22 protein-coding genes are annotated in these 23,389 nt (G+C 65.8%); 4 read left to right on the forward strand and 18 right to left on the reverse strand.

Going from position 1 to position 23,389, the window contains the following annotated elements:
* A partial coding sequence (locus A3E77_RS13810; RefSeq protein ID WP_293646918.1) for a hypothetical protein occupies positions 1-536 on the forward strand: 536 nt, incomplete at its 5' end.
* 21 nt (positions 537-557) lie between these two features.
* Here the strand turns inward: A3E77_RS13810 and A3E77_RS13815 are convergent.
* From A3E77_RS13815 to phhA, 11 genes are all read right to left on the reverse strand, one after another.
* On the reverse strand, positions 558-998 hold the full coding sequence (locus tag A3E77_RS13815; RefSeq protein WP_293646919.1) for a hypothetical protein: 441 nt from the start codon (positions 996-998) through the stop codon (positions 558-560).
* 114 nt (positions 999-1,112) lie between these two features.
* The gene (locus A3E77_RS13820) at positions 1,113-1,781 is read right to left on the reverse strand and encodes a helix-turn-helix domain-containing protein (protein ID WP_293646921.1); all 669 of its coding nucleotides are present in this window, start codon (positions 1,779-1,781) and stop codon (positions 1,113-1,115) included.
* A gap of 153 nt (positions 1,782-1,934) precedes the next feature.
* Positions 1,935-4,931: a DUF2339 domain-containing protein gene (locus A3E77_RS13825; protein ID WP_293646923.1), complete on the reverse strand. Its 2,997-nt coding sequence runs from the start codon at positions 4,929-4,931 to the stop codon at positions 1,935-1,937.
* 157 nt (positions 4,932-5,088) lie between these two features.
* Positions 5,089-5,841 carry a maleate cis-trans isomerase family protein gene (locus tag A3E77_RS13830; RefSeq protein WP_293646925.1) on the reverse strand — a complete coding sequence of 251 codons (753 nt, stop codon included), beginning with the start codon at positions 5,839-5,841 and terminating at the stop codon, positions 5,089-5,091.
* A 5-nt stretch (positions 5,842-5,846) separates the two neighbouring features.
* A complete protein-coding gene (locus A3E77_RS13835) occupies positions 5,847-6,755 on the reverse strand; it encodes a fumarylacetoacetate hydrolase family protein (protein ID WP_293646927.1) in 909 nt (302 codons plus the stop codon).
* Positions 6,743-7,879 carry a cupin domain-containing protein gene (locus A3E77_RS13840; RefSeq protein WP_293646929.1) on the reverse strand — a complete coding sequence of 379 codons (1,137 nt, stop codon included), beginning with the start codon at positions 7,877-7,879 and terminating at the stop codon, positions 6,743-6,745. Before A3E77_RS13840 ends, A3E77_RS13835 begins: the two co-directional genes overlap by 13 nt.
* Positions 7,879-8,892, reverse strand: a complete 1,014-nt coding sequence (locus tag A3E77_RS13845; RefSeq protein ID WP_293646931.1) for a carbon-nitrogen hydrolase family protein — start codon at positions 8,890-8,892, stop codon at positions 7,879-7,881. The genes A3E77_RS13840 and A3E77_RS13845 overlap by 1 nt, the downstream gene beginning before the upstream one ends.
* Complete coding sequence (gene kynU / locus A3E77_RS13850) at positions 8,889-10,130, reverse strand: kynureninase (RefSeq protein ID WP_293646933.1); 1,242 nt, start codon at positions 10,128-10,130, stop codon at positions 8,889-8,891. Before kynU ends, A3E77_RS13845 begins: the two co-directional genes overlap by 4 nt.
* Positions 10,127-10,756 (reverse strand): arylformamidase, encoded by a 630-nt coding sequence (kynB, locus tag A3E77_RS13855; RefSeq protein WP_293646935.1) that lies wholly within the window; start codon positions 10,754-10,756, stop codon positions 10,127-10,129. The genes kynU and kynB overlap by 4 nt, the downstream gene beginning before the upstream one ends.
* Positions 10,753-11,658 carry a tryptophan 2,3-dioxygenase gene (locus A3E77_RS13860; protein WP_293646937.1) on the reverse strand — a complete coding sequence of 302 codons (906 nt, stop codon included), beginning with the start codon at positions 11,656-11,658 and terminating at the stop codon, positions 10,753-10,755. The genes kynB and A3E77_RS13860 overlap by 4 nt, the downstream gene beginning before the upstream one ends.
* Positions 11,655-12,527, reverse strand: a complete 873-nt coding sequence (gene phhA, locus A3E77_RS13865; RefSeq protein ID WP_293646939.1) for a phenylalanine 4-monooxygenase — start codon at positions 12,525-12,527, stop codon at positions 11,655-11,657. The genes A3E77_RS13860 and phhA overlap by 4 nt, the downstream gene beginning before the upstream one ends.
* Before the next feature lie 187 nt (positions 12,528-12,714).
* Here phhA and A3E77_RS13870 point away from each other — a divergent pair, with 187 nt between their 5' ends.
* Both A3E77_RS13870 and maiA read left to right on the forward strand, forming a co-directional pair.
* Complete coding sequence (locus A3E77_RS13870; protein WP_293646941.1) at positions 12,715-13,197, forward strand: Lrp/AsnC family transcriptional regulator; 483 nt, start codon at positions 12,715-12,717, stop codon at positions 13,195-13,197.
* Positions 13,198-13,237: 40 nt separating this feature from the next.
* Positions 13,238-13,891 carry a maleylacetoacetate isomerase gene (gene maiA / locus A3E77_RS13875; protein WP_293646943.1) on the forward strand — a complete coding sequence of 218 codons (654 nt, stop codon included), beginning with the start codon at positions 13,238-13,240 and terminating at the stop codon, positions 13,889-13,891.
* 36 nt (positions 13,892-13,927) lie between these two features.
* Here maiA and A3E77_RS13880 read toward each other — a convergent pair whose 3' ends face one another.
* The 7 genes from A3E77_RS13880 to A3E77_RS13910 all read right to left on the reverse strand — a co-directional run bounded on the left by A3E77_RS13880 (position 13,928) and on the right by A3E77_RS13910 (position 22,116).
* Positions 13,928-14,188, reverse strand: coding sequence for a hypothetical protein (locus A3E77_RS13880; protein WP_293646945.1), 261 nt, complete (start codon positions 14,186-14,188; stop codon positions 13,928-13,930).
* 92 nt (positions 14,189-14,280) lie between these two features.
* Positions 14,281-15,000, reverse strand: coding sequence for a response regulator (locus A3E77_RS13885; protein ID WP_293646947.1), 720 nt, complete (start codon positions 14,998-15,000; stop codon positions 14,281-14,283).
* Positions 14,997-17,666 carry a sensor histidine kinase gene (locus A3E77_RS13890; protein WP_293646949.1) on the reverse strand — a complete coding sequence of 890 codons (2,670 nt, stop codon included), beginning with the start codon at positions 17,664-17,666 and terminating at the stop codon, positions 14,997-14,999. The genes A3E77_RS13885 and A3E77_RS13890 overlap by 4 nt, the downstream gene beginning before the upstream one ends.
* Positions 17,663-18,253, reverse strand: a complete 591-nt coding sequence (gene kdpC, locus A3E77_RS13895; RefSeq protein ID WP_293646951.1) for a potassium-transporting ATPase subunit KdpC — start codon at positions 18,251-18,253, stop codon at positions 17,663-17,665. Before kdpC ends, A3E77_RS13890 begins: the two co-directional genes overlap by 4 nt.
* 10 nt (positions 18,254-18,263) lie before the next feature.
* Positions 18,264-20,300 (reverse strand): potassium-transporting ATPase subunit KdpB, encoded by a 2,037-nt coding sequence (gene kdpB, locus A3E77_RS13900; protein ID WP_293646953.1) that lies wholly within the window; start codon positions 20,298-20,300, stop codon positions 18,264-18,266.
* 10 nt (positions 20,301-20,310) lie between these two features.
* Positions 20,311-22,014, reverse strand: a complete 1,704-nt coding sequence (kdpA, locus tag A3E77_RS13905) for a potassium-transporting ATPase subunit KdpA (protein ID WP_293646955.1) — start codon at positions 22,012-22,014, stop codon at positions 20,311-20,313.
* A 12-nt stretch (positions 22,015-22,026) separates the two neighbouring features.
* The gene (locus A3E77_RS13910; protein ID WP_293646957.1) at positions 22,027-22,116 is read right to left on the reverse strand and encodes a potassium-transporting ATPase subunit F; all 90 of its coding nucleotides are present in this window, start codon (positions 22,114-22,116) and stop codon (positions 22,027-22,029) included.
* Positions 22,117-22,468: 352 nt separating this feature from the next.
* Between A3E77_RS13910 and A3E77_RS13915 the strand changes: the two genes are divergently transcribed.
* Positions 22,469-23,377 (forward strand): LysR family transcriptional regulator, encoded by a 909-nt coding sequence (locus A3E77_RS13915; protein WP_293646959.1) that lies wholly within the window; start codon positions 22,469-22,471, stop codon positions 23,375-23,377.
* Positions 23,378-23,389: the final 12 nt, after the last annotated feature.

A 23,389-nucleotide genomic window follows, 5' to 3' on the forward strand; every position in this document is an offset into this window, starting at 1 on the left:
TCGGCGCGGGCGATTATTATCAACCGCTGGAATTGCGCTTCATTTGCTATTCCGGCCGCGATGAAATCGACCGCAGCATCCAGACGGGCGCGCAGGTCGCCGTCAATCTGCGCGTTCCCGAACGCATTTCCACCTTCATCGGTTCGGCGGGTATCCGGCGCGGTCGCATCGATTTTGGCAAGGTGGACGCGCTCGGCGGAAACCAGATTCGCGGCCTCACCGTCACCGCGCAGTCCACCATTCCATACGACATCCGTATCGACAGCGAACGCGGTGCGCTAAAACGATCCGGCCGCGACGACGCGGTGATTGCCTATGGACTGAAATTGTCGGGATTCCCGGTGTCAGACCGGACGCGGCTGGTATGTGACCGCACCCCGGCGCCGGGTGGGCGCACCCATAATCTGCAAGTCGAACTGAACGGCGAGGATCTGCGCAAGGCACCGGCTGGCGCCTATAGCGATATCGTCACCCTGACCTTTTCGCCGCGTCTCGGCCTGTCGGGCGGCGAAGGATGTTCCGCCACGCGCGGCTGATCGCCGCCTGCCCTCAAGGGGTCAGAAAACCGGACCCTTGGGCTGGGCATCGAGGCTGAGCGCGACGTCGCCGCCATGCAGGTCGTCTTCCGACAGGACCAGCCGAAGCGGGCGTTCGCGAAACTCCGCCGACGCGGCGTCGACGATGACCGTGTGCGTCGCCGTCGCCGAAATCGGGACGCGCGCGCTGCCGATTTCGACCCACGCATCGGTCAGGCCGGCAGGGTGGTTCAATGTTACCGTGTAGCCCGCCATGCTGTTGCACAGCTCGGTCATCGTGCCCAGGTTGTTCGCCCCGGCCTGAAAGGGCAGCGACGGGTTCGATGCGACGCTGACCTGACAGACGGTCGGCACGCGCGCAAAGATCGCGAACGACGTGCCGTCGGATGCCGCAGCCGGTGTCGCCACCGCCGCGATCGCGACCAGCGCCGCGGCGCTCCGATTAAATCCTGCCTTTGGCATAGCGTGCCTCCTGTTTCAGGAGACGTTCTAGGCCGCCCGTCTAAAATTGTGTTTAATTGCCATGGTTAAGGACATTAACCTTCGCGGAGACAGGCCGACGGCGCCATCGGCCGCCTATATTTCGACCATTATCCGTATTTTGTCGGGCGTTGTGCCGACGACGCGAGCGATTTGTTCGCGGCTCCTGGCGAGCAGGTCTTCCAGCATTTCGGGAACGTCGGGACCGAAAAGTTCGGACATCGGGATTCCGAGCGCCCCCGCCAGCGCTTTCATTCGCGCGTCGCGCGGGCGCGCCTTGCCAGTTTCCCAGGCGCAGATCGCGGGCATGCTGACGCCCAATTGGGCTGCCATTTGCGCCTGTGTCATCCCCTTTGCCTTGCGCAATTGTTTCAGGCGCACCCCGAAATCTTCCGCCGGAAGCGCAGAAGGTTGTTTTTCTGGCGAGGCAATATCGCGACTGACCGTGCTGCGCAGTTCCACGGCGCTCAGCGCACCCGCCGACAGCGCGACGTCGAACTCGCAGCCGTAAAGTCGGCCGCTCGCCCATACGACTCGCGCCGCCGTCGTCCCGGCATGGGGAAGCTCGATGGCAATTTCTTCGCCGGGCGCCAACGCTGCGGGGCTTTCGATCAGCAGACCCGATGCCGATATATTATGGACAAGCACCTCGGTCGCGCCGCGTGCGGCGCTGACGCCTTTGGTCTGGAGCCGCAAGTTCCGCCGCGCATTCCGCCGCTTGCCGCCCGACCGTTCATGTTCTTCGAGATATGCGGTGATGACCATTGTGCGCTTTCAAATAGGCACTTAGTCAACCGCCATCAGTTAACAGACCGTTATTGCGAAAGACAGCCGACGCTGCCGCGCCCCCATACGGGCTGCGATGTGCCCCATCAACAACATGATGCGCATTCGGTCGCGCGGCGCGGGCAACCGGCCTCATGCCCCGCCTATTCCCGGTTCGTCGATCTCAGGTGGCGGTCCGGCAGCGCGAAGCTGTCGACTGTAGAGCCATCCGATCCCGATCAAGCTGAACCCGAGCGCGACGAACGAACCGATACGAAGCAGCCCCTCCAACCCCGAAGCGTCGAAAACGAACACCTTGCCGACGGCACCCAGCATCAGCAGGAGCGAAGCGAGGCGCCAGTCGCGGTGATGCTGCCGGATGCCCCACAATAGGAAACCGATCGCCAACAGCAGGATCAGCAGCGAGCGCAGGATATTTTCCGCCGGAGCGACCCCTGCTTCGACAAGCAGGCTGCCGTGGAATAGCTGGCGCAGGCTGGCCCGGGCAAAAGTGGCGATGAGCAGCATAGTCAGCAACTGGATACCGCGGTCGAGGCGCGCAGACGCGGGGGAGACCATCTTGCCGGCCAACCGCAAACCAAACCACGGCAACAGGAAGAGCGGCGCGAGCAGGTTGACGAGCGGCCAGCCACCGACCGCCTGCTGCGCCCACAAGGGATTGTGGAGGACAAGTCCATAGACAAGCGCGTGCGCGGTCCCGGCGATCACCAGCACCTGCGCGCCGATGGTAATGCCGCGCCGCCACAGCAACCAGCCGAGGCCGATCAGCAGCGTCTCCCAGACGAGGCGCTGGGCTATGCCGGTCGCCACGAAATCATCCCCGACCAGCGCGGCGAAGCCAAGACGATAGAGGGTATGGACCGCGACGACTCCGATCGCCCCGGCTATTGCCATCCCGCCGACCGAAAGCCAGCGCGGCAATGTTTCACGCTGGAGCCACAGCGGCACGGCGCAGATCAGCGCCGGAAGCGCCAGGCGGCGGACCAACTCGTCCACGGCCAGAATGCCGCCGTCGATCAGCATCGGCACGCCAGCCAGCGACAGCGCGGCCTTTCCGGCCCAGAAGGCGACGGGCATCGCTGCCCAGCCGAGCGCGATTGCCGCCAGGATCGCGGCGCCGATCCCGACGCGGCCCAGACCGAAGCGCCGTGCCGCGAGCAGCAGCGCGCCGATCCCCAACGCGGGGACAAGGACGAGCAACGTGGCCGGGAGCAACTGCGCCGCGGCACCATAGGCCAGCGCAGCCGCAAAGCCCTGCCCGAGGCAGAGCACAACGCGCCGCTCGGCACGGACCGCGAATAGCAGCGCACCGAGCGTCAGCGCGGCCCAACGCAAAAATGCCTCCGCCGACGCCATCTCGGTGCCCGATGCCAGCCGCGGCAGTTCGTCGAGCGCCCGCGGCGTGGCGATCAGGCCGACGAGCGCGGCACCGAAAAATCCGACCGCAATCCATTCGATCCGGCGATCACCCGCCATCCTTCCAAACGGCAACAGCGCCGCGGCCACCAGCGCAACCGCGACCGCCGCCAGCCAGACCGGCAGGGTCAGCACAAGCGCGAGCGCGATCAGCGCCGCCGCGGTTCCGGTCAACCAGGCGAAGCGGCGGTCGGCCGCACGGCCCTCGACACGCCACCCGCGCGCGATCGCGGTCGCCAGCAACAGTCCGCCGACCAGCGCGACAAGCGCCAGCGCCCCGTCCGGCATGTCCCACCATTGCCACTTGGCAACGAGCGGCAGCGCGAGCGCGAGCGCGCACAGCTCCAGCGTACGGCGCAGGTCGGCCGGCGGCGCCCACAGGCGCGCGAGCAACGGCAGCGCATGGATCGACGCCAGCGAAAGCCCGACAAGGCTGAACCAGAAGAGCGTCGGATCGGGCCACAGCGCGATCAGCAGGATCGACAGCGCAAGGCTGGTTGTCGGCACCATCGCCAGCTTGCTTTCGCGCCATGCGAGCCATTGCCCGGCCGCAGCAAGGAGCGCGAACAGCCCCCAATGGAGCGGCGCAAAGCCCGCATAGGCCACCAGCAGCGCGAGTTGCAACGCGCCGACGATCGCCGCCGCCCCGCGCAGCAGCGCGGCCCGTGGACCGTCATAGGCAAGAAGCGGGATGGCGATCCCGAGCAGCAGGACATAACCGCCGATCGACAGCGAGCCCAGCGTGTCGAACGCGCCCCCGAGCAGGATCATCCAGGCGCTCCACCCGGCCCCGCCGACAAGTGCGGCAAGCGCCAGCCACGGCCAGCCGCGCATCCGCGCAACGCCGGTCAACGCCCCGATAGTCAGCGACAGATAGACGGCGAGCAGCGGGACATTGGGTTCGAGCGCGCCGACAAGCGCAGGTGCCGCAAGCCCGCCGGCGAGGCCCAGAAGCGCGCTCGGCGGGCCGAAACGAAGCGAGAGCGCAAGCGCCGACGCGGTGACGAGCGCCAGCGCGAAAAAGGCGAGCAGCGGACCGATCAAGCCATAGATGTTCGCCGCGACCATGATCGCGGCATATAGCGTCGCCACCCCGGCGCCCGACAGCGCCTGCGCCACGCGCAGGTCGCGGACCCGGCTTTCGTTGCGCCAGGCATATTCGGCGGCGCCGACAAGCGCGAGGCCGAAGAGGATGCCCGCGAGCACCTGCACGCCCGGCGTGAAGACCCGGGCAAAGAAGCCGAGGTCGATCGCATAACGCACGATGAGCACCCCGGCGATCGCCAGCGTGATGCCCCCGGCCCAGATCGGCAGCGTCTTGCCGAACAGATCCTCGAAACGCGCGGACAGATTGGCGGGGGGAGCGGGCTTCGCGGGGGTGGCCGGGGTTTTCGATTCAGGCGCCGGTGGCGGCGATGGCCTGGCGTCGACCCCGCCCGGCGCAGATGCTATCTGGCCCTGCTTTTGCGTCAGCGCGGGCAACGGCGCGCTGTCCTTGGCCGCCGCTCGCGCCGCTATCACGGTCGTCGCTTCGCTTTGCGGGTCTGCGGCTGGCTTGGCCTTGGCAACCGTGGCTTTCGCGGTGCCTTGCGCCGCGCCGGGCTTCCCGATGGTTTCGGCGAGGATCTTTTCGGCGCGTTTCAGCCGGGTCCGTGTATCCGACAGCAGCACGCCCAGGATGACGATGGCAAGAAAAGCGAAAAGTTCAAACATCGAGTTCCTTCAGGGCCGCCACGGCCCCGTTCGTCGCCAAGCATATGCCCGAAGACGCGCCGCGCAAGAGCGCGCGCCCAAGACACCCCGCAGACCGGGCCGAATGCGCAGCCGCCGCGTCGATTGCACCCCCGCCCTGCCGGCGCAGCCGAAGGAATCAGTAGCGACCCGAAAGCAGCGCTCCGCCGCCGGAGATATGGGTTGAAAGGCCGAGCCGCGTCAGCATCTGGTGCGCGGTGCAGATGGCGGCCGAGACGACCGGAATACCGATTGCATCCTCGACCTTCTGCACCGCGGGCAGCGACGGCATCTGGACGCACGCCGAGAGGACAAGCGCGTCGATGCCGGTGAGGTCGAGCCGCCTGGCATGATCGAGCAAATTGGCCGGGTCTTGCGCGGCGACCTCCAGATTGTCCGGGATTTCCAGCGCAAGCCAGTCGCTTACCTCAACGCCTTCATTCTGAACATAAGACACGACCATTTGCGTAAGCGGCCGCATATAGGGGGCGACGAGCGCAATGCGCCTTGCCTTCAGCGCGGCGAGGCCCTCGACCAGCGCCCCGGCGCTGGTGACGACGGGTGCGGCGCCGCCATTTTCCACCGTCCGCCGATGCAGCCGCGCCTCCGACACGCGATGATAGCCCTCCCCCATGCTCATGATCGCGACAAGACAGGCATAGCCGAGGACGTCGACCGCGGCGTCGGACAGTTCGAGCGCGCAGCGGTCCGAATCGGCGTCCATCGCCGCGAGTTCTTCCTTTGTCACCGTCTTCATCCGCATCCGCGACGAATGGAAGGTGAAGCGTTCCGGCGCGATGGCTTCGCGGGCGCGAAGCAGCGCGGGGATTTCGGTTTCCATCGTGACGTTGGAACTGGGCACGATCTGCCCGATGCGGATGGGCCGGTTCATCGCGTTCAGACCGCGACGATCGGGTTGCGCAACGTGCCGATGCCCTCAACGGTGCATTCGACGACGTCGCCCGGCCACATGAATTCCTGTGGATCGCGCCCGGCGCCGACCCCCGCGGGCGTGCCGGTCGCAATGATGTCGCCAGGTTCCAGCGTCATCACGCTCGAAATGTCGGCGATCAGTTGCGGCACGTTGAACAGCATGAAACGCGTGTTGCTGTTCTGTTTTTCGACCCCGTTGACGCGGGTCAGGATGCCCAGATTATGTGGATCGCCCACTTCGTCCGCCGTGACGATGCAAGGCCCCATCGGCGCAAAACTGTCCTGCCCCTTCGACACGATCCATTGCCCGGCGCGGCGGCAGTCGCGCGCCGACACATCGTTGATCACCGTATAACCGAACACATGGCCCAGCGCGTCGTCCTGAGCGACATGACGCGCGGTGCTGCCGATGATCACCGCCAGCTCGGTTTCCCAGTCGAGCTGCTGCGTGACCTTGGCATTATGGCGGATCGGGTCGTTCCACGCGACGACCGCGGTCGGGGGTTTCGAGAAAATCACCGGCTGCTGCGGCAGCTCGTTCGAGGTGTCGAGCGAACGCGCCGATTCCGCGACATGCTCGGTGTAATTGAGACCGATGCCGAAGATATTCTTTCGCGGTCGCGGGATTGGCGCGAGCAAGGTCACATTCCCCTCCGGCAGCGAGGTGCCGACCAGATCGGCGGTGGTCGCCGCGCCGACGGCTTCCTTGAGGAAGCGCAAGGCGACCGGGCCCAGGTCGATGAAATCGAGCATCGTCGACGGCAGGTCGTGCCCGATCGCATCGCCGAAATATTCGACGTCGATCACCAGCCCGCCGTGGACAAGGCCGAGCCGCGGTTCGGTTTCGATCGTGCGATAGGTCACAAAGCGCATGGTTGATGTCCGTCATTGTCTAGAAGGGCCTCCTCGATCCGGACGCCGAGCGCCTCCATCACGGGAAAGTCGTTGAACGAGAAGAGGAAGGCTTCCTCGGATGCGTCGAGATTGACATGCTCGTGCCACACCCAGGCCGGCACGCAGAAGATGTCGTGCGTGCCCCAGTCGAACCGCTCGCCGCCGATGATCGAATAGCCGCGCCCGCCCGCGACATTATAGACGACGTTGCCGGTGTGGCGGTGCGCCCGCCCGCGGAAGCCCGGTTTGAGCATTTGCATATGCGCGCCCATCGTCTGGAGCGCCCAGCCGCCGGTCAGCGGGTTGGAATAACGCAGCATATGCCCGTCGAAAGGCGATCCGTCCGACACCTTCGCGAGATTCCACAGGGCGTCGCGCGTCGCGTCCCAGCGATAGACCATCACCGGCGAATAGGGTTTTTCCCAAGCGCCAATGCCTTCGGGCCGCAGCGACCCGCCACCATAGGTCAGCGGCAGGTCGTCGGTCGGAAAGGCCGCCGCCTGTGCGGGCTGGTCATAGACGGCGTAAAAATTGGTCTCGAGGCTGTTCATCAGCGGAATGTCGAGCCCGTCCTGCCAGATCGACACCTCGCCGTCGGCGACGACGCCATGGTCGTGCCAGCAGCCGCCCGGCGTCAGCACATAGTCGTTGGCGCCGAGCGTGATGGGATGACCGTCGACGACGGTATAGGCGCCCTTCCCCTCCATGATGAAGCGGTGCGCCGACGCGGTGTGCTTGTGCGCGGGGGTGATTTCTCCGGGGCGCATCGCCTGCATCCCGCTGAACAGCCAGCCGCATACGGCGACATTCTCGCGCCCCGCATCGCTGTCGTTGAGCAACGTCACGACGCGGCGCCCCGCTTCCTCAGGCTTCACCAGATCGAGCGCGCGCAGGCACATGGCGCGCATGTCGGCGTAGCGCCACAGCGTCGGACGATAGCGCGTTTCGGGTTCCCACGGTTCGATCGCGTTGGCGCGCTTCCAGAAGGCGCCTGCATTGCGCCCTGCAAGCTCCTGATAAAACGCCTCCAGTTCGGGCGTGTCGGTAACCCGCGCGCGTCCGAGCACATCGTCGCGTGGGTCGATAGTCGTGTTGCCTGTCATCAGGGCGCCTCCTCGTCGGGATCGTCGGGCGGCGGGGCGTCGACGAACATGGCCGACGCACGGGGGGTGCGGTCGACCGTCAGGTTGAAGATGTCGAAACGGTTATAGCTGCCGATGATGTCGTGCATCAGCTTGGGCCGGATGCATTCGCCCAGGTCGATATCGGCATAAACGATGCCTTCGTTGTCGATCAGCGCCTCGCCAACCAGATTGCCGTGCGGGTCGATCACCCCCGACCAGGCGCTGTTCGGGCGCGAGAGCAGATCGCGGTTCTGCGGGCGGTCGGCGCTCATCGCCGCGATGATCTCCTCGCTCACCGCCGAACAGGCGACGATCGTGAACAGCTTGCCCTCGAAGCTGTGCGCGGTCGCGCGGATCTTGATCGCCTCGGCCATATTGTAGGACGCAGGCGCGACGGGCAGCGCGATATAATTGGCGACATGGACGAGTTCGCCCTGCGACAGCAAGGCGAAGCGCGCGAGCGTGTTGGTATTCTCGCCGCACGCCAGCGTGCCGAGCGGTCCGACCGGCGTGTCATAGACGCGGATCGAGCTGCCGTCGCCGCCCGCCCATGTGAGCTTTTCAGCCCATGTCGGGACGAGCTTGCGATGCCGCCCGAGCAGGCGGCCGTCGGCGCCGATGATCAGGTTCGTGTTGTAGAGCGTGCCGACGCTGACCGGATCGCGTTCGTTGATGCCGATAACCACGGTGCAGCCGTGGTTTCGCGCCGCATCGCACAATGCAGCGACTTCCGGACCATCGACACGCACCGATGCGCGGTACAGCCGCTCGTGCCACTCCGCGCCCTCGATCGGCGTCATCAGCCAGTTCCAATAGGGATAGGCGGAAACGAACACTTCGGGGAAGGCCACGAGCTGCGCGCCATTCCCCGCGGCCTCGGCGATCAGCGCGCATGCCTTGTCGACCGTCGCGCCCGTATCGAGAAAGACCGGCGCGGCCTGCACCGCGGCGACGCGCGATTTGGGCAGGATGGGGGCCGACGCCTCGCTCATGTCACCGCCGCCCGCTGATGATATTGCGGCTTGTCCCACGCGCGCGTCGCACAGACTTTTTCGAGCCGCTCCACCGTTTCGACGATGTCGCGGTAACGCAGGTAAAGCGGCGTCAGGCCGAAGCGCAAGATATCGGGCGCACGGAAATCGGCGATGACGTCATATTCCTTGAGCGCCTGCACGATCGCATAACCCTGCGGATGCGCATAGGCGACCTGGCTGCCGCGTGTCGCATGATCCTGTGTGGTGATCAGTTCAAAGCCATAGACGTCGCACAAAGGCTGCATCCGCGCGATGAACAGGTCGCCGAGCGCGAGCGACTTGCGGCGGATTTCGGCCATGTCGGCCTCAAGCATCAGGTCGACGCCGACTTCGAGCGCCGACAGGCCGAGCACCGGCGGGGTGCCGCACTGGAAACGTTCGATCCCGGCGGCGGGGTCATAATCGTCCTCGAACGCAAAAGGCCGCGCGTGCCCGAACCAGCCCGACAGCACCGGGGTCGCCGCATGGTGCCGGGCCGCTGCGAACAGATAGGCGGGCGCGCCGGGGCCGCCGTTGAGGAATTTATAGCCGCAGCCGATCGCGAAGTCGGCGTTGGCGCCATTGAGGTCGACCGGAATCGCCCCCGCGCTGTGGCTCAGATCCCAGACGACGAGCGCGCCCGCATCATGTGCCGCCCGCGTGATCGCGGCCATGTCGCGGACGCGGCCGGACTTGTAATGGACCTGCGTCAACAGCAGCACCGCCACATCCGCGTTCAGCGCCTCTACGATGGCGTCGGGGGCCACGGTGACCGCCTTCACGCGGCCGCCCGAAAAGGCCTCGATGCCCTGCATCATATAAACGTCGGTCGGGAAATTCGTCGCTTCGGACAGGATCACGGTGCGTTCACGCCGCAATGAAAGCGCGGCAGTCAATCCCTTGAAAATATTCACCGAAGTCGAATCGGTCGCCACGATCTCCCCCGGATTGGCGCCGATCAGCCGCCCGATCTTGTCGCCGATCCGCCGCGGCGCGGTGGACCATTCGGCGCCGAGCCATGAGGTGATCAGCCCCTCGCCCCATTCGTTGCCGACGACCTCGGCCAGCCGCGCGCCTGCCGCCTTGGGCAGCGCGCCGAGCGAATTGCCGTCGAGATAGATCAAGCCTTCGCGGAGGTGAAAGCGGTCGCGGAAAGGCGCGAGCGGATCGGTGGCGTCGAGCGCCGACACATCGGTCGCAAGCAGCGTGTCGGTCATGCGATATCCCTCAAAATGGCGCGCACCGGGCTGGCATCGGCGCCGACGATGCGGAGCGGCAGCGCGACAAGTTCGTATCGCCCTGGCGGCACGTCATCGAGCACCAGCCCTTCCAATATCCGCATATCGGCCGCCTTCACCGCCTGATGCGCGTCGAGCGTTTTCGACTGTTCGGGATCGAGCGAGGCCGCATCGGTGCCGATCAGGCGCACACCCATGGTGCCAAGCCGCGCGATCACATCGCTGGCGATCGCCGTGAAATCGCTGTCCCATTGCTGATGCGGGAATTGTTCATAGGTCCGCAGCAGGACGCGCTCGGCGCCCTCGATCGCATCCCAGTCGACATCGGCAATCTCGACCCGGCCGCGTGCGTGGCGGACGTCGAGCAGCACGCATGGTCCAATATAGGGATCGAGGTCGCAGTCGGCCGACGAGGCGCCGTCATTGGCATAATGCAGCGGCGCATCGCCATGCGTGCCCGCGTGCAGCGGCGTGAACATGCCGCCGACATTGACAGGGCAGCCGTCACCGATCACCGCATGGCTGTGCAGCGCGAAGGCGGGTTCGCCCGGCCACATCGGCACGGCAGCGTGCAGCGGCTGCGAAATATCCCAGATCCGGGTCATGCGCCCTTCCCTTCGGCATAGTCGCCGCCTTCACGCGGCGCGGCCATTTCGGTGCGCATCGACCAGAGTTCGGGAAAGAAGCTGAGGCTCAGCGCCTTGACCAGATAATTGACCCCCGACGATCCGCCCGTCCCCGGCTTGTGCCCGATCACCCGCGCCACCGTCTTCATGTGCTTGAAGCGCCATTCCTGGAAATAATATTCGAGCCCGGTGATCTTTTCGGCGAGCGTGTAGAGATCCCAGTGCCGGTCGGGGTCGGTGTAGATCGCCAGCCACGCTTTCTCGACGCCCTCCGACGCCTCATATGGCTTCGTCCAGTCGCGCTCCAGACGATCGGCGGGAATGTCGAAGCCGCGCCGCGCGAGCAGTCGGAGCAGTTCGTCATAGAGCGACGGCGCCTCGAACGTCGCGCGCAGCCGCGCGGTCGCTTGCGGATCGTCCTTATGGACGATCATCATGTCGCCGCGCTTGTTGCCGAGCAGATATTCCAGCTCGCGATATTGCTGCGACTGAAAGCCCGATGCGCGGCGCAGGAAGCCGCGGAAGGTCAGGAAGTCATGCGGGGTCAGCGTCGCGAGCACTTCCCAGCTGTGGATCATGTGGCGCTGGATCGTCGCGATCCGGTCGAGCCCCTTGCCCGCAATCTCCAGCCGGTCGCCCTTGATCGCGTCGACGACCAGCCGCCCCTCGTGCAGCACCAGCTTCAACCACAATTCCATCGTCTGGTGCATGATGATGAACAGCATTTCGTCGGGCTTGTCCGACACCGGCACTTGTGCCGACAGCAATTGCGCGGTTTGCAGGTGCCGCGCATAGGTCAGGCCATTGTCCCACTGGATCGTCTCGCCGTCGATCTCGGTCTCGAAAATGTCGGTGCCGCCGTCGCGTGTCTGCCTGATCATAGGGGTGCCTCTCCGCTTGCCGGTGCAGCCGGCAGGCGTCCGTCATAGGCGACATCGCCGCGCCAGGCATCCCCGGGTTCGAGCGCAGGTTCTTCGGCGATCTTGCGGTAGATGCTGGCGAAGTCGGTTTCCTCTGTCGCGCGGAGCAAATCCTCGAAGCCGGCGACCACGAAATAGCTCTGCTGGAACGCGTCGAAATGATACCGCGTGCGCATCACCCGTTCGATGTCGAGCCAGATGCGGCGTGGTTCGGCCGCGGTCAGCGCCGACAGCATCTCGGCAAAGCTCGACATCAACCCGCCGCCGAACGCCCGCAATTCGCCCTTCTCGACGACGAGACCGAATTCGACCGTGTAGAGCCACAGCCGCCCGAGAAAGTCCGATGCCCCCAGCGTTTCGGCGCGCAGCCCCGCCTGCCCATAAGCGACGAGAAAGTCCGAAAAGGCCGGATCGGTCAGCATCGGAATATGGCCGAATATGTCGTGAAACATATCGGGCTCTTCGCTGTAGGCGATCTGCTCGGGCGGACGGACGAAATTGGCGGCGGGAAAGCGCTTGTTCGCCAGATGCTCGAAAAAGGGTTTGTTGGGTATCCAGCCCGGCACCGCGACGACGTCCCATCCCGTCACCGGCTTCAACAGCGCATTGAGTTCGGCGAAATCCGGAACCCCCGGCTTCAGTTGGCGAAGAATATCGAGGCCGTTCAGAAAGGCGCGGCACGCATATCCGTCGAGCGCCGCCGACTGCCGGTCGAACAGCGCCCGCCAGGTTTCATGCTGCTGCGCGGTAAAGGCGTGCCAATTCTGCGGCATCGTCCAATCGGCCGCGACACCTTCGGGCGGTGCATCGAAAATATGTGTCGCGGCCACGGGTCTCTCTCCAAACCTTCGGCCACCAGATTAACGCGCGACGCGGCAAACATTGTGCGGATTTGGCCCTTCCGACAAACCAAAATTCAATCTTCGTTCTGCATATATTATGTTTTGCAGTATAATGTTCCGCCTTTACACCTCGCGGCCTCGTCATTTTGCCGGGAATCAGATCAGGACGGAACGCATGGATAAAATCGACTGGAAGATCATCGCCGAACTCGAACGCGACGGCCGCCAATCCTATGCCGACCTGGGCGAACAGATCGGCCTGTCCAAATCGCCTTGCTGGTCGCGCGTGAAAAACCTTGAGGAAAGCCACGTCATCGAAGGCTATTCGGCGCGCCTCGATCCGATCGCGATCGGCCTCGCCGTCCAGAGTTTTGTCGAAGTCCAGATCCGCTTCGACGCGCATACCGAGTTCGAGGCCGCGGTGCTCGCGCATCCCGCCGTCGTCGAATGCCACACCACCGCGGGCGAAAGCGACTATTTGCTCAAAATCTTTGCGCGCTCGGCCGATCATCTCGACGAACTGCTTCGCCACAATCTGTCGAAACTGCCCGGGGTCCAGCGGTTGAAGACCGTGGTGTGCCTCAAGACGATCAAGCGCCACGGCCGTCTCGCCGAATGGGCGCGCACGACCGTGGGCCGGGGCCCATCAAGCGCCTGACGCAGTTGCCGTCGCCCCGCGGCGGGCGTAGGTGGTCGGCATGACCGACATCCTCCTCCACGGTTTCTGGCGCTCGAGCGCCGCCTATCGCGTCCGTATCGCGCTCGGGCTGAAGGGGCTTGCCTATCGCCAGCAACCGCTCGACCTGCTCGCGGGTGAACAGCATGGCGACGCCTATGCCGCGATCGCGCCGCACCATCTGGTGCCCGCGCTGGAGCATGACGGCCGGGTGCTGATCGAAAGCCCGGCGATCCTCGAATGGATCGACGCGAAGTGGCCGACCCCGCCGCTGCTGCCCGGCGACATCGACGATGCGGCGGCCGTCCGCGGCATGGCGGCGCTGATCGCGTGCGACATCCACCCGCTCAACAACCTGCGCGTCCTGAACGCAATCCGCGGCGACTTTGCCGCGACAAACCCGCAGGTAAAGGCGTGGATCGCGCGCTGGATCACCGACGGGTTCGCGGCGCTCGAAACGCTGGTCGGGCGGCATGGCGGCAACTTCGCCTTCGGCGACACCCCGACGCTCGCGGATTGCTACCTCGTGCCCCAGATCGACAGCGCCGAACGCTATTCGGTCGACCTCGCGCCCTTTCCCCGGCTTTGCGCTGCCGCCGACGCCGCACGCGCGCTGCCCGCGGTGGCGGCCGCGCGCCCCGAATTGCAGGAAGGTGCTCCCCCGCTCCGTCGTTAGGGCCGGGACCGGCAGGGGACTGCGCCGGGGCATTTCCTATGGCAAGCGCCGCCAGCGCTCCGAAACCTCGACGCTGTCCCACAGGCCCGGCCCGACGAACAGCAACGCGCTTCCCGCGCTGCCGCAGAGGAAGGCGATCCCGGCCAGCAGCATCACAAGCGACGTCGCATCGCGCGCCGCGGCACCCGGCGGCACAGAATGCAGCCGGGCCACGATCGACCAGCCGATAGCAAGAAGACAGATGCCGCCCGCTCGCAAACCCAGGTTCGCCGCGCGCGTTTCATGCCATTTCGTCATATGCGCCTCCATCGGAGGCCACTCAATTACGCATGGTCCCATAGGAAATCGAGAGCGGGCAGCGCCCGTTCGCATAGGGATTGCGTATGTTTTCAGCCCGCCGCTTCGTCGGCCAGGCCGTCGCCGCCGAGCCGCAGTCGATATCCGATGCCCAATTCGTTGCAGATGATGCGCGGCTGCTGCGGATCGGCCTCCAGCTTCTGGCGCAGCGTGCGGATCAGGACGCGCAGATATTCGACATGATGCTCATGCTCGTGCGGCCAGACCTCGCGCATGATCTGGTTGTGCGTGATGACACGGCCGGGAAAGCGCGCCAATTGCGCCAGCACGCCATATTCCTTGGGCGTCAGATGGATTTCCCGCCCCGCCTTGGTGACCGTCCGGGCGACCAGGTCTATCGTCACGTCACCGACCGACAGGGTCAGATTGCCGCCATCGCGGGTCAGGCGATTGCGCAGCGCGACGCGGACGCGCGCGAGCAGTTCATCGGTATCGAACGGCTTGGTCAAATAATCGTCGGCACCCAGGTCGAGCGCCGCGACCTTTTCCTCGGTCGCGTCGCGCGCCGACACGACGATCAGCGTCGTATCGGACTGCTGCTTGACCAGCGGGACAAGCTCCAGCCCGTCGCGATCGGGCAGGCCCAGGTCGAGCAGGGTGATGTCGGGGCGCTCGTCGCGCAGCCGTTCGAGCCCATCGCGGGCGTTTTCGGCTTCGACGATCGCATAGTCGGCGCGCGCAAGCGCGGCATGGATCAGCCGCCGTATGTGCATCTCGTCATCGACGATCAGGACTTTGTGACGCACTTTCATGGCATATCCTTGTCGGCCGGGGTCGTGATGATCAGCACGTCGGGGATGTTGATCGTAAAGCAGGCGCCGTGGGGATCGGCATTGTTTCCTGCCTCGACGCCCAGCCCCATCGCTTCGGCAAAGCCCTTGACGATCGCGAGGCCAAGCCCGGTGCCATGCTTCGCGCGGTCGCTGCCCTCCAACCGCGTAAAGGTTTCAAAGACGCGCTTCTCGTTCCCCGCCGCGATGCCCGGTCCCTGGTCGATCACCGACAGCCGGATCGCGTCGGCCGTGCGCCGGGCGCGAATGATGATCGGCGTATCGGGGTCGGCATAGCGCCCGGCATTGTCGAGCAGGTTGATCAGGCAATGGTGGAGCAGGACAGGATCGACGCGGACGAGCGGGATATTGGGCGAAATGTCGACCTGAACCTCGTGCCGGGCAAGCGAGGCGCGCGTGTCGTGCGCGGCGCTGGCGGCGGCGTCGAACAGGTCGGTTGCCTCGACCTTCAGCGGCAGCGCGCCGGCCTCGACGCGCGCCATGTCGAGCAGGTTCGACACAAAGCGGTTGAGGCGCAGCGCCTCGGTCTCGATCGTCCGGGCCATCGCCGCAGAGGGATGACGCTGCATTTCCTGGGCCGCGGACAGGATCGTCGTGAGCGGGGTGCGCAGGTCGTGGCTGACCGACGACAGCAGCGCCGAGCGGAGCCGGTCGCGCTCGTCAACCTGCCGCGCGCGGAGCGACGCCTCCTCCAGTTCCATGCGGTCGAGCGCGATCGACGCCTGATCGAGCAGGCTCATCAGCAGCGGCACCTGATCCGAACGCACCGGCTCGCGCGCATCGTCCCGCGTCAGCCCGAGCACGCCCAGCACGCCGCGCGTCGTGCGAAGCGGATGGAACAGCCAGTCCGACGCCGTCAACGTCGCCGACCCGCGCCCGGCGGCCTGTTCATTGTCCATCGCCCATTGCGCCGCGGCGCGCTCAATCTGTTCCAGCCGATCCTCCGGCGGGACCGCGGCACGCAGCATCGGCCCGTCGGCGGAGGGCAACAGCAACACCGTGCGGACATCGAGCAGACGGCCGACCTCGGCGCAAATCGCCTGCATCAGCGTGTCCTGGTCCGCCGCCGCGGTGAGCTGGCGCGAGAAGCTGGCGAGCGCGGCATTCTGCCGTGCGCTCGACTGCGCCAGATCGGCCTGCGCACGCACCCGCGCCGCAAACTGGCTGGTGACAATGGCAACACCCAGGAGCACCAGGATGCTGATGACATTTTCCGGGTTGCTGACGGTCAGTGTGCCGGTGGGCGGCAGGAAAAAGAAATTATAGGCGAGGCTCGACGCCAGCCCGGCGAACAGCCCCGCGCGCAGGCCGAAGGTTGCGGCGGCGAACATGACGGGGACCAGATAGAGCAGCGAGATATTGCCGAGGTCGATCACCTCGATCAGCAGACGGCCCAGCGCCGTCATCGCGGCGACCATCGCGAGCGACCAGCCATAATCGGACGGCCTGCCCCAGCGGCCGGGCATCGCGAGCGCGCGGCGCGGTGCCGCCTGCCGGTCGGGGTCGCCGGGCAGGACATGCACCGCGACATCGTCGATCGTCCGCACCAGCTGGTCGACGACCGACCCGTGCCGCATCTCGAACCACCAGGGGCGTGCCGATTTGCCGATGACGATCTGCGTCGCCCGCGCGTCGAGGGCGAAGGCCCGCAACCCATCGACCACGCTGGCCGCCGGAACGGTCGCGGTCGAGGCGCCGAGCCGCGAGGCAAGCGCCAGCGTGTCGGCCAGCTGTTTGCGATCGTCGTCGGTCATCGCCCGGCTGCGGCGCGTTTCGATATAGACCGCGGTCCAGGGTGCCTTGAGCGCGTCGGCCAGCCTTTTTCCCGCGCGCACGAGTTCGGCGGCGACGGGCAGTTCGCTGACCGCAACGACAATCCGCTCGCCGACCGCGAAGCTGCCCGCCAGCGCGTGGCTGCGCACATGGTCGAGCATCTGCGCATCGACCGCATCCGCCGCGCGGCGCAGCGCGAGTTCGCGCAAGGCGGTCAGGTTCGATTTGGAAAAGAAGTGCGACAGCGCGCGCGTCGCTTCCTGCGGGATATAGACCTTGCCCTCGCGCAGCCGTTCGATCAGCTCGTCGGGCGGGATGTCCACCACCTCGATCTCGGCATTTTCGAGAATCGAGTCGGGCACCGTTTCGCGCACGCGGACGCGGGTGAAGGACGCGACGACGTCGTTCAGGCTTTCGACGTGCTGGATGTTGATCGTCGAATAGACGTCGATCCCGGCATCGAGCAGTTCCTCGACATCCTGATAGCGTTTGGGATGGCGGCTTCCCGGCGCGTTGCTGTGCGCCAGTTCATCGACGAGCACGAGGCCGGGCCGACGTTCGAGGATCGCGTCGATGTCCATCTCGCCCAGGCTGTGCCCCTGATGATCGACCGTCCGGCGCGGAATGATCTCATGTCCCTCGACCAGCGCCTCGGTTTCCCGCCGCCCGTGCGTTTCCACCACGCCGACCACGACGTCGACCCCGGCGTCACGGCGTTGCCGGCCATCGGTAAGCATTTCCCACGTCTTGCCGACGCCCGGCGCCGCGCCGAGAAAGACCTTCAGACGGCCACGGCCTTCCTGCGCGGCCTGGCGCAGAAAGGATTCTGGCGATGGTCGGTCGGTCGTCGTCACGCAGCGGGTTTAGACCCAAATGCATCGAGTCGTCGATTGAGCTTGAAAACATTGACGCGCGGCTCGCCCAGAAAGGCCATCAACGGATGCTCGACGCTGTCGCCGACCATCTTGCGCACGACCGCCCGATCGATGCCGCGCACACGGGCGACGCGATCGACCTGGAAAAAAGCCGCTTCGGGGCTGATATGGGGGTCGAGCCCCGAAGCGGAAGTGGTCACCAGGTCGGCAGGAACGGGTTGGCCCGGCGAGGTTCCGGAAAATCTGGCGACGTCGTCCTTCACGCGCTCGGCAAGCACTCGCGACGTCGGCCCGAGGTTCGAGCCCGACGACGCAAGCCCGTCATAGCCGTCGCCCGCCGCCGAAGGACGGGTGTTGAAATAGCGGTCTGACGTGAAAGCCTGTCCGACGAGGGTCGAACCGACGACCTTGCCATGGTCGCGAACGAGGCTGCCGTTGGCCTGATCCGGAAAGATCGCTTGCCCGATGCCGGTAAGGGCGAGCGGATAGGCGAGCCCCAGCAGCAGAGCGAACAGCAGCGTCATGACGAGCGCCGGACGCAGCGCGGTGGTGAAATCCTTGTTCATTGTCATATCCTCAGACGAGACCCAGGCCGCCGACCGCAAGGTCGATCAGCTTGATGCCGACAAATGGGGCCGCAAGGCCGCCAAGCCCATAGACCGCAAGGTTGCGCGCCAGCAGCGGTCCCGCGGCCATCGGGCGATACGCCACGCCTTTCAGCGCCAGCGGCACGAGCAACGGGATGATCAGCGCGTTGAAGATGATCGCGGACAGGATCGCACTCTCCGGGCTGGTCAGCCCCATGATGTTGAGCACGCCGAGACCGGGATAGAGCACGACGAACATCGCCGGGATGATCGCGAAATATTTGGCGACGTCGTTGGCGACCGAAAAGGTGGTGAGCGCGCCGCGCGTCATCAGCAATTGCTTGCCGAGCCCGACGACCTCGATCAGCTTGGTCGGATCGCTGTCGAGATCGACCATATTGCCCGCCTCGCGCGCCGCCTGCGTCCCCGTGTTCATCGCGACACCGACGTCGGCCTGCGCAAGCGCCGGCGCGTCGTTGGTCCCGTCGCCACACATCGCGACAAGACGCCCCCCCTGCTGTTCCTCGCGGATCAGCGCGAGCTTGTCCTCGGGCGTCGCCTGCGCAAGGAAATCGTCGACCCCGGCCTCGGCCGCGATCGCCGCGGCGGTGAGCGGATTGTCGCCGGTGATCATCACCGTGCGGATACCCATCGCGCGCAACTCGCCGAACCGTTCGCGAATGCCGGCCTTGACGATATCCTTCAGGAAAATCGCGCCGAGCAACTGGCCGTCCCTCGCCACGGCAAGCGGCGTGCCGCCCGCGCGCGCGATTTCGTCGGTGATCCGGCGCAGTTCGGTCGCGGCGGCGGTTGCGCCCGCGCCCGGATTGGCCTTCAGCACCGAATCCACCGCGCCCTTCTGGATCACGCTGCCGCCGATCTGGATGCCCGAGATGCGCGTCTGGGCGGTGAACGGGATGATTTCGGCGCCGACGGGCAAATCGGCCGTCGTCTGGCCGAATTTCTCGCGGGCCAGCACGACGATCGAGCGCCCCTCGGGGGTTTCGTCGGCCAGGCTGGCGAGCAGCGCCGCTTCGGCAAGGGTCGCCATCGACTGACCGCCAACGGCGCGGAACTCGGTCGCCTGACGGTCGCCGACGGTAATCGTGCCGGTCTTGTCGAGCAGCAGCGCATCGACGTCGCCCGCCGCCTCGACCGCCCGTCCCGATTTGGCGAGCACGTTGAAGCGCACGAGCCGGTCCATCCCCGCGATGCCAATCGCCGACAGGAGCGCCGCGATCGTCGTCGGGATCAGCGTGATCAGCAACGCCGCGAGGATCGCGACGGGGATGGCTCCGCCCGCATAGGATGCGAAGGCCGGAATGGTGCCGACCGCGATCAGGAAGATGATCGTCAGCCCAACGAGCAGCAGGGTCAGCGCAATCTCGTTCGGCGTCTTTTGCCGCTCGGCACCCTCGACGAGCGCGATCATCCGGTCGAGGAAGCCTTGGCCCGGATTGACGGTAACGCGGACGCGGATTTCGTCGGAAATGACGCGCGTGCCGGCCGTCACCGCGCTGCGGTCACCGCCCGCCTCGCGGATCACCGGCGCGCTTTCGCCGGTGATCGCCGCTTCGTTGACCGACGCGACCCCCGCGACGACTTCGCCGTCCGACGGGATGAGGTCGCCCGTTTCGACCAGCACGATGTCGCCGACCTTGAGCGCGCTGGCAGGAATATTCTCCCACGACGAGCCGCCCTCGTTCAGCCGCTTGGCGGACAATTCGGCCTTGGCAGCGCGCAGCGACGCCGCCTGCGCCTTGCCGCGCCCCTCGGCCAGCGCCTCGGCAAAGGTGCCGAACAGCACCGTCAGCCACAGCCAGACGACGAGTTGCAGCTTGAAGCCGGTGGCAAGACCATCCTGCCCGACGACGAGCAATATCGTCAGCAGCGTCGCCACGACCGCGGTGGTGAACATCACCGGGTTGCGGATCAGCGCGCGAGGATTGAGTTTGCGGAAGGCGTCGCCGATCGCCGGAACGATCAGCTCCGCCGTGAACAGGGACTTGGTTTCAGACCGAGCCATTGGATTATCCTTAGAAAAGCTGGCCGCCCGCCATCGCGAGATGGTCGGCGATCGGACCGAGCGCGAGGCTGGGCAGGAAGGTCAGGCCGCCGACGATCAGCACGATGCCGATCAGCAGGCCGGTCCAGAGCAGTCCCGTGGTCGGGAAGCTGCCCGTCGTCGCCGGCGTATGCTTCTTCGCCGCCAGGCCGCCCGCGATCGCCAGCATCGGAATGATGATGAAGAAACGGCCGACCCACATCGCCACGCCCAACAGGCCGTTGTAGAAGGGCGTGTTGGCGGTGAGGCCTGCAAAAGCCGATCCATTGTTCCCGACCGCACTGGTGAAGGCGTAGAGGATCTCGGAAAAGCCGTGCGGCCCCTTGTTGAGCGGGCCGGCTAGCCCCGCCTCGGTCACCGACGCGACGGCCGTGAGGCCAAGGATCATCAGCGGCAGCACCGCAATCGCGAGCACCGCGAGCTTGACCTCGCGCGCCTCGATCTTCTTGCCGACATATTCGGGAGTCCGCCCGACCATCAACCCGGCGACAAACACCGCGAGGATGGCGAACAACAGGAAGCCATAGATGCCCGCGCCGACGCCGCCGACGACGACCTCGCCAAGCTGGATATTGAGCAGCGGGATCATCCCGCCCAATGCGGTGAAGCTGTCGTGCATCGAATTGACCGCGCCGCACGACGCCGCGGTGGTCACGACCGCAAACAGCGCCGATTGGGCGATGCCGAAGCGCACCTCCTTGCCCTCCATATTGCCGCCCGCCACGCCCAGATTGTGGAGGATCGGATTGCCGGCGGCTTCCTGCCAATACGCGACCGCAGCACCGGCGAGGAACAGCGTCATCATCGCGGCGAGGATCGCCCAACCCTGCCGCTGATCGCCAACCGCCCGCCCGAACGTCCAGGTCAGCCCGACGCCGATCGCGAAAATCGACAGCATCTGGACCAAATTGGTGAGCGCGGTCGGATTCTCGAACGGATGCGCGCTGTTTACATTGAAGAAGCCGCCGCCGTTGGTGCCGAGCATCTTGATCGCTTCCTGCGATGCCACGGGGCCGAGCGCCAACGTCTGCTTGACGCCTTCCAGCGTCGTCACATCGACCGAACCCGCCAGCGTCTGCGGCACCCCGCTCGCGATGTAGAAGATCGCCAGCACGACGCAGAGCGGCAACAGCAGGTAGAGCGTGACGCGCGTCATATCGGCCCAGAAATTGCCGATCGTCGTCGCGCTCCGCCGAGCGAAACCGCGAAACAGCGCAAAGGCCAGCGCGATGCCGGTCGCCGCCGACAGGAAATTTTGGATAGTGAGGCCGAGCATCTGGCTGAGGTTCGACATCGTCGATTCACCGCCATAGCTTTGCCAGTTGGTGTTGGTCGTGAAGCTGACCGCCGTATTGAAGGCGAGATGTTCGCTCGCCCCGTCAAACCCAAGAGGGTTGAGCGGCAGCCCGCCTTGCAGGCGCAATATCGCATAGGTAAAAAGCAGCAGCGCGGTGTTGAAGATCACCATATGCACCGCGTAGCGGCGCCACCCCTGCTCTTCGCCGGGGTCGATCCCCGACAGGCGATAAAAGCCCGTCTCGACGGGGCCAAGCACATGGTGCAATGGTGTCCGGCGACCTTCGTAAAGCGCGAAGAGCCACTGGCCCATCGGCCGGCACAACAAAAGCAGGATGCCGACGAAAACGGCAATCAGGAGCCATCCCTGAAAGCTCATGGCGCCCCTCCTTTAAAAGCGTTCGGGCCGCGCGAGCACGGCGACGAGATAGAATAGAAGGCCAAGCGCGGTGAACCCCGCGAGCCAGAGGTCGAAAGTCATCGGCGTCGCCCTCTCACGCGTCGTCGCACAGGCGCGCATAGCCAAGGCTGGCGGCGACGAGACCGAGGATGATGCCGATCCAAAGAAGATCCTGCATGGTTTTGCTCCGGCAAGACGCTGTCCGCGGAACGCGGGCCGAATCGTCTGCGGATCATCAAATAGGAGGGGTCGGCGTTTGAATTCGAGAGCCCGAAAAGCGCGGCCGCATAGTATTTCCGTATGATTTTCCATTTCTTGCGCTGGGGTCGCAAAGGGGTCGCTCGCCATGGACGGGCCTGCCGCACCGCTTCCCTTCATCGGCATTGCTGCTATGCACGGCGATCGCACTGCCTGTCGCCCCCAGGAGAACGCCTTGCGGCATCTCGCCCGCTTTGACCTCAACCTGCTCAGGGTTTTCGACGCGATCTTTGTGAAAGGGGGCGTGTCGGCGGCGGCGCGGCACCTCAACCTGTCGCAGCCCGCGATCAGCCACGCGCTCGCCAAGCTCCGCGATGTGTTCGGCGACCCGCTGTTCGTGCGCCAGGGGAACCGGCTGGTCCCCACGTCGGTCGCGCGCGCACTCGCGGCGCCGGTGCGCGAGGCGCTGCGCGGGCTCGACGTCGCGCTCGACGCCGCAACCTCCTTCGACCCCGCCGAAACGGGGCGCGAGTTTCGCATCGGCGTGCGCCTGTCGGGCGAGATGCCGCGCTTTGCGTCGCTCGTGTCGCGGGTGCGCAGCGAGGCCCCGAACGCCGCGCTCGCCAGCGTGACCTTCCGCCGCCGCGACCTGGTGATGATGCTCGCGAACGGCGATCTCGACCTGGCGCTCGACGTTGCGCTGCCCGCTGACGAGCGCCTCTGCCGCCACTATCTCGGCACCGAACCGCTCGTCGTCGTGGCGCGCAAGGGGCACCCGCGTGTCGATGGCGCGATCGACCTCGACACCTATCTGGCGCTCGACCATATCATCGCAACGGCGCGGCCGCATGGTCCGGGGATCGAGGATATGGCGCTCGATCGGCTGGGCCTGACGCGGCGCGTCGCGGTGCGATGCCAACATGCCATCACCGCCTGGCAGATCGTTGCCACATCCGACATGCTGTTCGCGCTGCCGCGGTCGCACGCCGCGGTTCTCGACGCGATGTGGCCGATGCAACTCGTCGACCTGCCGCTGCCGGTCGAACCGGGCGGCAGCTTTGTTTACTGGCATCAGGCGGCGCAGACCGACCCCGGTCTCGGCTGGCTGCGCGCGATCATCGTCGACGAACTGGCGGCGGCGTAGTTATTCGCAGAT

Source organism: Sphingopyxis sp. RIFCSPHIGHO2_12_FULL_65_19, assembly GCF_001830555.1.
Lineage (GTDB): Bacteria > Pseudomonadota > Alphaproteobacteria > Sphingomonadales > Sphingomonadaceae > Sphingopyxis.